The 12908-nt window shown below is 74.3% G+C and carries 11 protein-coding genes; all 11 read right to left on the bottom strand.

Features of this window, described 5'->3' with window-relative positions; all coding sequences use genetic code 11:
• Positions 1 to 33: 33 nt before the first annotated feature.
• Complete coding sequence (gene recO, locus ACQP60_RS11410) at positions 34 to 765, bottom strand: DNA repair protein RecO (protein WP_429732329.1); 732 nt, start codon at positions 763 to 765, stop codon at positions 34 to 36.
• Between the two features lie 150 nt (positions 766 to 915).
• Positions 916 to 2697, bottom strand: a complete 1782-nt coding sequence (gene leuA, locus ACQP60_RS11405) for a 2-isopropylmalate synthase (RefSeq protein ID WP_429732326.1) — start codon at positions 2695 to 2697, stop codon at positions 916 to 918.
• Positions 2698 to 2936: 239 nt separating this feature from the next.
• Positions 2937 to 4616: a DUF7937 domain-containing protein gene (locus tag ACQP60_RS11400; RefSeq protein WP_429732323.1), complete on the bottom strand. Its 1680-nt coding sequence runs from the start codon at positions 4614 to 4616 to the stop codon at positions 2937 to 2939.
• Between the two features lie 138 nt (positions 4617 to 4754).
• Positions 4755 to 6320 carry an alpha/beta hydrolase family protein gene (locus tag ACQP60_RS11395; RefSeq protein ID WP_429732320.1) on the bottom strand — a complete coding sequence of 522 codons (1566 nt, stop codon included), beginning with the start codon at positions 6318 to 6320 and terminating at the stop codon, positions 4755 to 4757.
• 91 nt (positions 6321 to 6411) lie between these two features.
• Positions 6412 to 7401, bottom strand: a complete 990-nt coding sequence (era, locus tag ACQP60_RS11390) for a GTPase Era (protein ID WP_429732317.1) — start codon at positions 7399 to 7401, stop codon at positions 6412 to 6414.
• Positions 7398 to 8777 carry a hemolysin family protein gene (locus ACQP60_RS11385; RefSeq protein ID WP_429732314.1) on the bottom strand — a complete coding sequence of 460 codons (1380 nt, stop codon included), beginning with the start codon at positions 8775 to 8777 and terminating at the stop codon, positions 7398 to 7400. Before ACQP60_RS11385 ends, era begins: the two co-directional genes overlap by 4 nt.
• Positions 8778 to 8805: 28 nt before the next feature.
• On the bottom strand, positions 8806 to 9258 hold the full coding sequence (gene ybeY / locus ACQP60_RS11380) for an rRNA maturation RNase YbeY (RefSeq protein WP_429732311.1): 453 nt from the start codon (positions 9256 to 9258) through the stop codon (positions 8806 to 8808).
• The gene (locus ACQP60_RS11375; RefSeq protein ID WP_429732308.1) at positions 9255 to 10331 is read right to left on the bottom strand and encodes a PhoH family protein; all 1077 of its coding nucleotides are present in this window, start codon (positions 10329 to 10331) and stop codon (positions 9255 to 9257) included. Before ACQP60_RS11375 ends, ybeY begins: the two co-directional genes overlap by 4 nt.
• Positions 10332 to 10437: 106 nt before the next feature.
• Entirely contained in the window at positions 10438 to 10791 is a 354-nt protein-coding gene (locus tag ACQP60_RS11370) for a histidine triad nucleotide-binding protein (protein WP_429732305.1), read from the bottom strand.
• A 57-nt stretch (positions 10792 to 10848) separates the two neighbouring features.
• Positions 10849 to 11628, bottom strand: coding sequence for a 16S rRNA (uracil(1498)-N(3))-methyltransferase (locus ACQP60_RS11365; protein ID WP_429732302.1), 780 nt, complete (start codon positions 11626 to 11628; stop codon positions 10849 to 10851).
• A 102-nt stretch (positions 11629 to 11730) separates the two neighbouring features.
• Entirely contained in the window at positions 11731 to 12855 is a 1125-nt protein-coding gene (dnaJ, locus tag ACQP60_RS11360; RefSeq protein ID WP_429732299.1) for a molecular chaperone DnaJ, read from the bottom strand.
• Between the last annotated feature and the right edge of the window lie 53 nt (positions 12856 to 12908).

Below are 12908 nucleotides of genomic sequence, written 5' to 3'. Positions count from 1 at the left end.
CTCTCGATCAGTACACGGGGTCGGGCCCGCGGGTCAGGCGCGCTCGATCATGCGCAACGAGCGCAGCGTGCGCTCCAGGTAGTACTGGGAGTAGGCGGCGACGAGGCCCGAGGCCTCGGTGCGGTGGCGCGCCTCGGAGGCGTCGGCCGTCTCCCAGTCCCCGCCGAGCAGGGCGCCGAGCAGCGCGAACGTCTCCGGGGCGGGGGCGGTGGAGCCGGGCGGCCGGCAGCGGGAGCACACGGCCCCGCCCTGTCCGACGGAGAACGCGTGGTGCGGGCCGGGCTCGCCGCAGCGGGCGCAGTCGGTGAACGACGGCGCCCAGCCGGCGACGGCGAGGCCGCGCAGCAGGTAGGAGTCGAGCACCAGCCCGGGCGCGTGCGCGCCCTCGGCGAGCGCGCGCAGCGCGCCGGCGAGCAGCCAGTACTGCTGCACGGCGGGCTCGTGCTCCGCGGCGACCAGGCGGTCGGCGGCCTCGAGCATCGCCGCCCCGGACGTGTACAGCGCGTAGTCCTCGCAGATGGCGCGGGCGTACGGCCCCACCGTCTCCACCTGCGTCACGGTGTCGAGGTTGCGCCCGGTGTGCAGCTGCACGTCCACGACCATGAACGGCTCCAGGCGCGCCCCGAAGCGCGACGACGTGCGCCGCACCCCGCGTCCGACCCCGCGCACCTTGCCGTGCTCGCGGGTGAGGAACGTGACGATCCGGTCGGCCTCGCCCAGCTTGTGGGTGCGCAGCACGATCGCGTCGTCTCGGTACAGGGGCACGGGCCCATTCTCTCAGCCCCCACCCACGAAAGGTGTCAGAGCCACGACGGCGTAGGGCCCCTCCTGCCTCTGACAACTCGCGGGGACCCAGAACGGTCAGAGCCACGTCGGGACTGGGCCCGACGTGGCTCTGACAGCTCGCGGGACGGGTCAGGCGCGGGCGGCGCGGTTCACGGCGGAGACGATCGCCTTGAGGGACGCCGTCGTGATGGACGGGTCGATGCCGACGCCCCACAGGACGTCGTCGCCCACCTGGCACTCGACGTACGCCGCGGCGGTGGCGTCGCCGCCCTCGGACAGGGCGTGCTCCGCGTAGTCCAGCACCCGCACGTCCACGCCGACCTTCGAGATCGCGTCGACGAACGCGGCGAGCGGCCCGTTGCCGGTGCCCTCCAGCGTGTGCTCCACGCCCTGGTCCAGCACGTCGACAGCGAGCGCGGTGGCGCCGCCCTCGGCCGACGTCGTGCGGGTCTCGCGCAGCCGCAGGCGGCCCCACGGCTCCAGGCCGCGCGGGTCACCGGCCTCGACGGGCAGGTACTCGTCGCTGAAGATCCGCCAGATGTCCGAGCCGGTGACCTCGCTGCCCTCGGCGTCGGTGAACCGCTGCACGACGCCCGAGAACTCGATCTGCAGGCGACGCGGCAGGTCCAGCGAGTGCTCGGTGGACAGCAGGTAGGCGATGCCGCCCTTGCCGGACTGCGAGTTGACGCGGATGACGGCCTCGTACGACCGGCCCACGTCCTTCGGGTCGATCGGCAGGTACGGCACGCCCCAGGTGAGCTCGTCGACCGGCTTGCCCTCCGCCTCCGCGCGGGCCGCCATGTGCTCGAAGCCCTTCTTGATCGCGTCCTGGTGGGAGCCGGAGAACGCGGTGAAGACGAGGTCGCCGACGTAGGGGTGCCGCTCGTGCACGGGGATCTGGTTGCAGTGCTCGACCGTGCGCCGGATGCCGTCGATGCCGCCCCCGACGGTGAAGTCGATCTGCGGGTCGATGCCCTGGCTGAACAGGTTCATGCCGAGGGTCACCAGGTCGACGTTGCCGGTGCGCTCGCCGTTGCCGAACAGGCAGCCCTCGATGCGGTCGGCGCCGGCCTGGTAGCCGAGCTCCGCGGCCGCGACGGCGGTGCCACGGTCGTTGTGCGGGTGCAGGGACAGCACCACGTGCTCGCGGAAGGCCAGGTTCCGGTTCATCCACTCGATCGAGTCGGCGTAGACGTTCGGGGTGGCCATCTCGACCGTGGCCGGCAGGTTGACGATCACCGGGCGCTCGGCCGTGGGCTCCAGCACCTCCAGCACCTCGTTGCAGATACGGGCGGCGAACTCGAGCTCCGTGCCGGTGTACGACTCGGGCGAGTACTCGTAGTAGACCGTCGTCTCGGGGATGGTCTCCTCGAGCTTGCGGCACAGCCGCGCGCCCTGCAGGGCGATGTCGACGATGCCGTCCATGTCGCTGCGGAAGACGACCTCGCGCTGCAGGATCGACGTCGAGTTGTAGATGTGCACGATCGCCTGCTTGGCGCCGCGGATGGCGTCGTAGGTGCGCTCGATGAGGTGGTCGCGGCACTGCGTCAGCACCTGGATGACCACGTCGTCGGGGATGCGCCCGGTGTCGATGAGCTGGCGGACGAAGTCGAAGTCCGTCTGCGACGCGGACGGGAAGCCGACCTCGATCTCCTTGTAGCCCATCTGCACGAGCAGGTCGAACATGCGCAGCTTGCGCTCGGCGTCCATCGGCTCGATCAGCGCCTGGTTGCCGTCGCGCAGGTCGACGGCGCACCAGCGCGGCGCCTTCGTGATGCGCTTGTCGGGCCAGGTCCGGTCCGGCAGGTCGACGGCGATCTGCTCGTGGAACGGGAGGTAGCGCGTGTACGGCATCCCGGAGGGGCGCTGGGGGTTGGCGCCGGCGATGCCCTGGGGGTGATGGTTCTGCATGGTGTCGCGTCCTTCGGTGGGGGCTCGGTGACCGCCGCCCGGGTGGGGTGGTCGGTCATGACCAGTCGGCCGGCGCGCCACAACCTCCGCGACGGGGGTCCGGCCTTAGAGGGCCCCGCCGCGGCACCGAAGGAGAAGGCTCACCGTGCGCTGCACGCTGCCACCGTACACCTTCGTCAGGGCGTCGCCTGGGGCGTCCAGGATCTGACCGGACGCCCGCCTCGCCGCAGCGTATTGACCTAGCGCCGGGAGCGCAGCGCGGCGTCCACGGCGGGGTCGCCGAGGGCGCCCAGCCAGTCCAGCAGCGCCGGGTAGGTCGAGGGGTTCGCGGCCACGTACGAGCGCAGGTGCGGCGCCTCCGCCGAGATCCGCGCGAGGTCCGCGAGCGGCGTCGACGGGTCCATCGCCTGGGCCGCGGTCCAGCCCGGGGCCTGCACGGGAGCCGTCTGCGCGGGCGCCGCCTGGACGGGCGGGAGCACCTGCGTGGAGTCCGGCGCCTGCGCGACCCGCACGGGCTCCATCTGCTGGGTGGCGTCCATCGGCCGCGCCGCGGGCCGCGACACCGCGGGCGCCGCGGCAGGCTGCGCCCCGGTGTCGGTCGCGGGTGCCGACGCCGCGGCGCCGGGCTGCGCGGCCCCGGACGGTGCGGCCGTCTGCGCGGCGGCGTCCACCGTGGAGGTCGCGGGCTCGGGGGCCGCGCGCTCGGGCGTCCGCGCCGGCTCGGGCTCGGTGGTCTCGGGGGCCGACGCGACGAGCGCGCGGACCGACGGCGGCACGAGCAGGACGGCGAGCGCGATGGCCGGCAGGCCGAACGCGACCAGCAGCTCCTCCACGTTCGACTGCGTGCCGAGGCCGGCGCGCGCGACGACGATCACCAGGCCGAGCACCACGACGATGCACGTGGCGCCCACGGCGGTGGTGTGCCCCGCACGCGGGTCCCGCGCGAGCGACCGCCGCGCCGCGACCGCGACCGCGACCATCAGCGCGCCGACGACCAGCCGCAGGACCCGGCCGACGCTCACTCCGTCGAACACGATCAGCACCAGCGCGACGAGCGCCACGAACGCCGCGACCAGCGCGACCAGGCCGAGAGCGCGGAGCGCGACGGCCACCCAGCGCGCCGCGCGCGCGTCGTCGGGCTCGTCCACCGTCGCCGCGGCGTCGTCGACGATGCGGCGTGCGGCGACCCCCGCGACCACGGGCAGGAGCAGGAGGCCCAGCCGCTGCTCGTGCACGCTCTCGAACCACGGGTCCACGTTGCCGCCCGCGAAGAGCACGAGCTCGAGCGCGACCGCCCCGCCCAGCGCCAGCAGCACGTAGCCGGAGGCGAGGTCGCCCGAGCGCAGGTAGGTGCCGACGGTGAACCAGAGCACGCCCAGCACCACGAGGGCGTTGAGGAGCCCGACGACCCACACCGCCCAGGGCGCGCCCTGCACGAGCGCCGCGACCGGGGTGGCGAGGGTGCCGAGCGCCACCACCCCCGCGACGACGGCGGGCGCGTGCGCCCACCGGGGCGCGGCCGCGAGCGCCGCGCCCGCGAGGCCGACGGCGAGCCCTGCTCCGACCCCGCCCGCGGCGTCGGCCGGGGCGAGGGCGTCCAGCACCAGGTACACGACGGCGACGACGGCGTAGGGCACGCAGGCGAGCGTCACCGTGCGGCGCGACGTCAGGACGTCCCACGAGGAGGGGCCGACGCCGCCGCGACGGAGGTACGGGGCCGCGATCGCGAGCACCGCGAGGACGGTCGCGAGCACGATCTCGAGCCGGTCGCTGCCGCGGTGGGCGTGGTCCCACGGGAGCGGGAGCGCGACGAGCAGCGCGAACGCGGCCACCACGTCGCGCACGAGCTCGCGGACCGTCACCCCGCCGAACGGCGAGCGCTCCTGCTCGGGGGCGTCGAGGGTGTCGGGGTCGGTCATGCGTGCGTCTCCTGGGCTGGGATCCGAAGGGGGCCGGGGCACGGTGCCCCCGCACCTGTTTCTACCCGACGCCGGGCGCCCACGTCGTCTCCCGCGCGGACGGGTCGGTCACACCGTCACCGTTCCCGCACGCCGCGCTCAGATACCCAGCTGGTACACGCCCCAGTACGCGAGCGTCACCAGGAACGCGAGCGACCCCGCGAGGGTGCACCAGAACGTCAGCACGGCGGGCCACCCACGGGCCACGGCGACGTCGGCCCCCGCCCGGCGCTCCGTCCGGGCGTCGACCACCCGCCGGATCACCAGCGCGGCCGCGACGGCGGTCGCGACCCCGAGGAGCCGCACGACGATCCAGCCGCCCTGCACGACGAGGTCGTCCCGCTGGTAGTCCAGGGCGAGGCGCGCGACCGCCAGGAGGTACACGACGAGCGCGACCATCGTCGCCACCGACCCGAGGCCGAGCCCCAGCAGCGACGACCGCAGCCCGCGGGCGAGGCGCGGCGCGGTCGTCGACGACCGGCGCAGGACGGCGCGCCGCACCAGGGCGTGCACGCCCCACACCAGCGGGCCGAGCACGAGCAGCCCGGCGCCCGCGATCACCCCGCCCACCACGATGTCCCCGTTGCCCCACCACCGCGGCTGCGGGACGGCCGAGGCGAGGTAGAGCTGGTTCGGCGTGTCCCCGGCGACCCGGGGCGGCGCGTCGGCGGTGCCGGGCATGCCCTGGATCCAGGTGGCGACGTCGCGCGCGAAGTCGGGGTGCAGGTGCATCCCCCCGTCCAGCGGCACGTTGATCCCGTGGTTCGCTCCCGCGTAGTAACGCACCGTCACAGGAGCGTCGTCGCCGTTCACCGCGGTGTCGGCGATGACCTGGCGCGCGCCCTGCTCGACCGGCATGGACGGGTCGGCGGTGCCGTAGACGACGAGGACGGGGGCGGTCTGCCGCTCGAGCCACGGGCGCACGTCGAAGTCGGCGTACTCGAAGCCGCCGCCGGGCAGCTGCATGCCGACCGCTCGCGGGATGGCGCGGAAGACCTGCTGGGGCACGCCGGTGTTGCGCAGGTAGCTGTCCACCGCGAACGCGGCCTGCTGGCGCGGCGGCACCACCGGTGCCGACACGAGGACCGTGTACGCGATCGTCGGGTCCTGGGCCTGCATGATCGGCACGATCCAGGTGCCCTCGGACTCCCCGTACACGCCGACCTGCTCCGGGTCGACCCCGTCGATCGTGCGCAGCAGGTCGACCGAGTGCTGGTAGTCGGCGGCCATCGCGACGTAGTCCCGGTCGCGTGTGGTGTAGGTGTCGAGCCGCTTGTCCGGCACGAGGGTGACGACACCGGCGCTCGCGAGCGCGGTGGCCGACTCGGTGAACGCCTCGGAGGCCTTGCCCGTGCCCGCGCCGTGCACGTAGACGACGCCGGGCCGGTCGGCCAGCAGCTCGCCGTCGCCGCCCAGCGGCTGGCGCAGCAGCCCGCCGACGACGGCGCCGTCGAGCGGGACCGTCACGGCGGTCTCGCGGACCTCGAACTCGCCGACCTCACCGATCTGCGCGTCCGGGGCGACGCCGCCGATCGCCGTGTCGTCGGTGGCGGGCTCGAGGTGGTCCGTGACGGGGACCGGGTCCCACTGCGGGCCGGCCACCGCCCCGGTCAGTGCCAGGCCCACCAGGATCGCCGCCGTCGTCGCAATAGTCCGGAACACCACGCAGCGATGCTACTCGGCGCCCTCCGCCGGGGCGGCCAGGTTTTCCCCCGCGACCTCGGGGGACGTCCCCCGGGCCGGCTCGGACCGCAGGTCAGAACCCGAGGCGCTGGAGCTGCTTGGGGTCGCGCTGCCAGTCCTTGGCCACCTTGACGTGCAGGTCGAGGTACACGCGCGTGCCGAGCAGCTTCTCGATGCCCTTGCGGGCCGTGGTGCCGACCTCCCGCAGCCGCGAGCCGCCCTTGCCGATGACGATCGCCTTCTGGCTCTCGCGCTCCACGAACAGGTTGACGCGCACGTCGAGCAGCGGCGGCTTCCCCCGGTCGGGGTCGCCGGTGCCCTCGCGCTCGAGGATCTCCTCGACGACGACGGCGAGCGAGTGCGGCAGCTCGTCGCGGACGCCCTCCAGGGCGGCCTCGCGCACCAGCTCGGCGACCATGACCTGCTCCGGCTCGTCGGTGAGCTCGCCGCCCGGGTAGAGCTCGGGCCCGGCGGGCAGGTGCGCGACGAGGACGTCGGTCAGCTCGTCCACCTGGTAGCCGTCGCGGGCCGAGACGGGCACGATGGCGGACCAGTCGCGGTCGATGGAGCGGGCGAGCTCGTCGACCGCCAGGAGGTGCTCCATCAGCCGGCCGCGGTCGACCAGGTCGGACTTGGTCACGACGGCGACGACGGGCACCGCCCGCCGCCCCTCCATCAGGGGAGCCAGCTGGGAGGCGATGTACCGGTCGCCGGGGCCGATCTTCTGGTCCGCGGGCAGGCAGAACGCGATGACGTCGACCTCGCCGAGCGTGTCCTGCACGAGCGCGTTGAGGCGCTCGCCGAGCAGCGTGCGCGGGCGGTGCAGACCCGGCGTGTCGACGAGGACCAGCTGGGCGTCGTCCCGGTGCACGATGCCGCGGATCGTGTGCCGCGTGGTCTGGGGGCGCGCGGACATGATCGCGACCTTCTCCCCCACCAGCGCGTTGGTGAGCGTCGACTTGCCCACGTTGGGGCGACCTACGAGGCAGGCGAAGCCCGACCGGTGGGTGTCCGGCTCGTCGTGCGGGGTGACGACGGAGGGATGGTGGCGCTCGGTGGTCATGCGTGTGCTTCCTTCTGGTCTGGCGGCGTGGCGTGCTCGCCACCCGCTGCTGGGTCGTCCTGGTCGTGCGAGGCGGGGGTCGCGCGGCCCACCCGGAGCGTCGCGAGCTGCTTGCGCCGTCCCTCGACGCGGTCGGCCACGAGGTGCAGCCCGCCGACGTCGGCGGTCGCGCCCGTGAGCGGCACCTTGCCGAGGGCCTTGGCGAGCAGGCCGCCCGCGGTGTCCACGTCGTCGTCGTCGAGCCGCAGGTCGAACAGCTCGCCGAGCTCGTCGACGGGCATCCGCGCGGAGACGAGGAACGTGCCGTCGCCCAGGTCCTCCGGCTCGAGCTCCGGGGCGGTGTCGTGCTCGTCCGTGAGCTCGCCGACGAGCTCCTCGATGACATCCTCCACCGTGACGAGCCCCGCGATGCCGCCGTACTCGTCGACCACGACGGCGATGTGCGAGCGGGAGGCCTGCATCTCCCGGAGCAGCTCGTCCGCGGGCTTCGACTCCGGCACGAAGACGGCGTCCCGGGCGACCTCCACCACGGGCCGGTCCGCGGCCGCGGGCTCGTTCTCGAGCACGCGCGCGACGTCCTTGAGGTAGGCGACGCCGACGAGGTCGTCCACCTCCTCGCCGACGACCGGCACGCGCGAGTACCCCGACCGGAGGAAGAGCCTCATGGCCTTGCGCAGCGGCGTCGTCGCGGCGACCGTCACCATGTCCGTGCGCGGCACCATGACCTCGCGCGTCAGCGTGCCGCCCAGCTCGACGACGGAGCGGATGAGCTCGCGCTCGGCGTCCTCGATCGCCTCGTTGTCGCGGACCCGCTCGGCGACCTCGCGCAGCGCGTCCTCGCCCGGGTCGTGCTCGCCGTCGCGCTCGGGGCCCCTCGCCGCGGCGCGCTCCGAGGTGCGGTCGGTGAGCCACGCGGCGGCACGGTGCACCGCGGACAGCGGCCCGGCGAGCGCGACGAGCACGGGCAGCGGCCGGCGCAGGCCGAGCGCGCGCGGGCTGAGCCGCACGAAGACGACGCCCGCCACGAGACCCACCACGCCGGCGACGAGCAGCACCTGCCACCACTCGTCGAACCAGTCCGCGATCATCAGCGTCGCGGCCGCGAGCGCCACGGTCTCGGCGAACACCCGGACCAGCGCGAAGGCGGCGACCGCCGCGGGCGGGTCGACGACGAGCCCCTGCACGGCGCGCAGCCGGGCCAGCCGGGTACGGCGGGCCGTGGCCGTGAGGTCCTCCGACGTCTCCGCCTCGATCAGGGCGTCCGCCACGGAGGTGCGCGTGATCCGCAGCACCGCGGCCTCGCCGGCGGACAGCATGCCCGCCAGGGCGAGCGCGACCGCCGCCACGAGCGCCAGCAGCAGCTCCGGTCCGTCCATCAGGCCACCGCCCGGTCCGTCGTCGCCGTCACCGGCCGGCGAGGAAGGTGAGCAGGAGACGGCGCTGCAGCGCGAACATCTCCTTCTCCTCCTCCGGCTCCGCGTGGTCGTACCCGAGCAGGTGCAGGATGCCGTGCGTGGTGAGCAGCAGCAGCTCCTCGGCCGTGGAGTGCCCCGCGACCTTCGCCTGCTGCGCGGCCACCTCCGGGCACAGCACGACGTCGCCGAGCGTGCCCGGCGGCGTCTCCTCGCCCTCGCGCCCGGGGCGCAGCTCGTCCATGGGGAACGACAGCACGTCGGTGGGGCCCGGCTCGTCCATCCACTGCACGTGCAGCTCGGTCATCACGGCCGTGTCGACGAACATGATCGACAGCTCGCTGCGCGGGTGCACGTGCAGCGTGTCCAGCACGAACCGGCCGAGCGCGGCGAACTCCGCCTCGTCCACCTCGACGCCCGACTCGTTGGCTACCTCGATGCTCACTGTCGGCGTGCCCCTCGCTCGTGCGGGCCGCGGCCCTGCCGTCCCTGTCCCTGCCTGCCCTGGTCCGGGCGCGCCGTCGCGACGTCCCAGCGCGCGTACGCGTCGATGATGTCGCTGACCAGCTTGTGCCGCACGACGTCCGCCGAGGTCAGCCGGCAGAACTCGACGTCGTCGACCCCGGTGAGGATGTCCTCGACCACCCGCAGGCCCGACGTCGTGCCGCCGGGCAGGTCCACCTGCGTGGCGTCCCCCGTGATGACCATCGTGGAGCCGAAGCCCAGGCGCGTGAGGAACATCTTCATCTGCTCGGCGGACGTGTTCTGCGCCTCGTCGAGGATGATGAACGAGTCGTTGAGCGAGCGGCCCCGCATGTAGGCCAGCGGCGCCACCTCGATCGTGCCCGCCTCGATGAGCCGCGGGATCGCGTCGGGGTCCATCATGTCGTGCAGCGCGTCGTACAGCGGGCGCAGGTACGGGTCGATCTTGTCGCTCAGGGAGCCGGGCAGGTAGCCGAGCTTCTCCCCCGCCTCGACGGCCGGGCGAGTGAGCACGATGCGGTTGACGCGCTTGGCCTGCAGCGCCTGGACGGCCTTGGCCATCGCGAGGTACGTCTTGCCGGTGCCCGCCGGGCCGATGCCGAACGTGATCGTGTTGGCGTCGATCGCCTCGACGTAGCGCTTCTGCCCCACCGTCTTGGGCCGGATCGTGCGGCCGCGGCTGGACAGGATGTTGAAGGTCAGGACCTCGGCCGGGCGCTGCACGGACGCGGCCGTGAGCATCTGCACGGACCGCGCCACGACCTCGGGGGTCAGCGGCGTGCCCGACTCGACCACCTCGACGAGCTCGTCGAGGAGCCGCGAGACCAGGGCGACCTCTCCGGCGGGCCCGCTGACGACGATCTCGTTGCCGCGGGCGTGCACGTCGACGCCGGGGAAGCCGTCCTCCACCGCTCGCAGCACGGAGTCCCTGCTGCCGAGCAGCGCCACCATCGGCACGTGCGGGGGCACCACGATGCGGTGCTCGGTGGACCGTTCGGCGTGGGCGCCGGGGGCGGTGTGGGGTGTCGATGTCATGGGCCGGCTGCCGCCGGGGCCCTCCTTCGGAAGACGGTGCGAGGGTCGGTACGGGACGTTCTGAGGTCTCGAGTCTATCGACCGGCCGCGGGCGGCACAGCCGATTTCAGGCGGGCGTCCAGCCCAGCTGGGCGCCGGCGAGCACGTGGCCGTGCACGTGGAACACGCTCTGCCCGGCGCGGGGGCCGGAGTTGAAGACGAACCGGTACTGGCCGTCGGCGAGGTCGCCGGCCACCCGGTCGGCCATCGCCACCACCTCGGCCAGCAGGGCCGGGTCCGCCTTGGCGAGCGTCGCGACGTCGCCGTGGTGCTCCTTCGGCACCACCAGCACGTGCACGGGCGCCTTCGGGTCGATGTCGCGGAACGCGATCACGCGGTCGGTGCTGGCGACCACGTCCGCCGGCAGGTCGCCGGCGACGATCTTGCAGAACAGGCAGTCGGTGCTGGGCGCGCTCGTCATGCCCCGGACGTTACCGCGCGCCGGGACCGCCTGCCGGGGTCGGGCAGGGCTGTCCGGTCAGGCCCAGCGCCCGAGGCGCTCGCTGAGCAGCGCCACGGCGACCGGGCCGGCCGTGGACGTGCGCAGCACGTGCGGCCCGAGGCGCGCGGTCACGGCGCCCGCCTCCTCGAGCGCGGCGACCTCCGCGTCGGAGATCCCGCCCTCCGGCCCGACGACGACGAGCAGCGCCGGCGCCTCGGCGGGCCCGGCCGCCGGCGACGGGAGGACGACGTCCGCGAGCGGCGTCGTGGCGTCCTCGTGCAGCACGACGGCGGCGCCTCCGCCCGCGACGACCTCCCGCACCCGCCCGGCGAGCTGGCGGGAGGTGACGGGCTCCGCCACGGACGGCAGGCAGGCGCGGCGCGCCTGCTTCACCGCCGAGCGCACCGTCGCCACCCACTTGGCGCGCGACTTCGCCGCCCGCTGCCCGCGCCACACGACGACGGACCGGTCGGCCTGCCACGGCACCACCGCGTCCACGCCGACCTCGACCGCGGCCTCGACGGCCAGCTCGTCGCGGTCCCCCTTGGCCAGGGCCTGGACCAGGGTCAGCACCACGCCGGGTGCCTCCTCCGAGACCACCTCGTCGACGCGCAGGCGCACCTCGCCGTCCGCGACGGCGTCGACCACGCACCGCAGGCGCGTGCCCGCGCCGTCGACCACGTCGAGGCGCTCGCCCGGGCCGCGGCGCTGCACGACGCCCGCGTGCCGCCCCTCCGCGCCGTCGAGCACGTAGACGTCGCCCGGGGCGAGCGCGTCGAGCGCGCCGCCCTCCGCGAGGAAGACGGGGGCGCTCACGCGCTGCCCTCGGCCATGCCCTCGACACGCGAGCCCTGCGGCGCCTCGCTCCGGCACACCACACCCCTGGGTGTCCCTCCGCGAGGGCTCCTCGCGCTCACGTCAGCGGCCGCTCAGCTTGTCGCGCAGCCGCGAGAACACACCCGGGTGCGCCGCCGCGAGCCGGGGCTCGGGCCGCTCCTCGCCGCGCAGCGTGGCGAGCGAGCGCAGCAGCTCGGTCTGCTCGTCGTCGAGGCCGGTCGGCACCTGGACCTCGACGTGGACGTTGAGGTCGCCCCGCCCGCCGGCGTGCAGGTGCCCCACGCCCAGGCCCTTGAGCGTCACGACCTGCCCCGGCTGCGTGCCCGGCCGCAGGTCGATCTCCTGCTCGCCGTCCAACGTCTCCAGGTCGAGCACGGTGCCGAGCGCGGCCGCCGTCATCGGCACCTGGAGCGTGCAGTGCAGGTCGTCGCCGCGGCGCACGAACGTGTCGTGCGGCTTCTCGCGGATCTCCACGTAGAGGTCGCCGGCGGGGCCGCCGCCGGGGCCGACCTCGCCCTGCGAGGTGAGCTTGATGCGCGTGCCCGTGTCGACGCCGGCGGGCACGTTGACCGTGAGCGTGCGGCGCGAGCGGACGCGCCCCTCGCCGGAGCAGTCCGCGCACGGCTCGGGGATGACGGTGCCGAAGCCCTGGCAGGCGGCGCACGGCGCGGTCGTCATGACCTGGCCGAGGAACGAGCGGGCCACGCGCTGCACGTTGCCGCGCCCGTGGCAGACGTCGCAGGTCTTGAGGTCGGTGCCGGGCCGGCAGCCGTTGCCGCCGCAGGTGCCGCACACGACGGCGGTGTCCACCTGCAGCTCGCGCTTGGCGCCGAACGCGGCCTCCGCCAGGTCGATGTCCATCCGCACGAGGGCGTCCTGGCCACGCCGGGCGCGCGGCACCGGCCCGGCGGGCTGGCCGCCGCCGCCGAAGAACGTCTCGAAGATGTCCTGGAAGCCGAAGCCGTTGCCGAACCCGGCGCCGGCGCCGCCCGACGGCGAGCTGGGGTCCACGCCCATGTCGTACTGCTGGCGCTTGTCCGGGTTGGACAGCACCTCGTACGCGCGGGCGACGTCCTTGAAGCGTTCCTCGCCGGCCTCGCCGGCGACGTCGGGGTGCAGCTCGCGCGCGAGCTTGCGGTACGACTTCTTGATCTGCTCGGCCGAGGCGTCGCGGGGGACGCCCAGGATCTCGTAGTAGTCGGTCACAGGTCTCTCTTCGGTGACGTGTCGGTGACGTGCACGGTCAGGTCGGCTGGTTC

The sequence above is a fragment of the Isoptericola variabilis genome (genome assembly GCF_050311655.1).
In the GTDB taxonomy this organism is placed as follows: domain Bacteria; phylum Actinomycetota; class Actinomycetes; order Actinomycetales; family Cellulomonadaceae; genus Isoptericola; species Isoptericola variabilis.
This window is presented reverse-complemented; position numbering and strand designations above follow the sequence as displayed.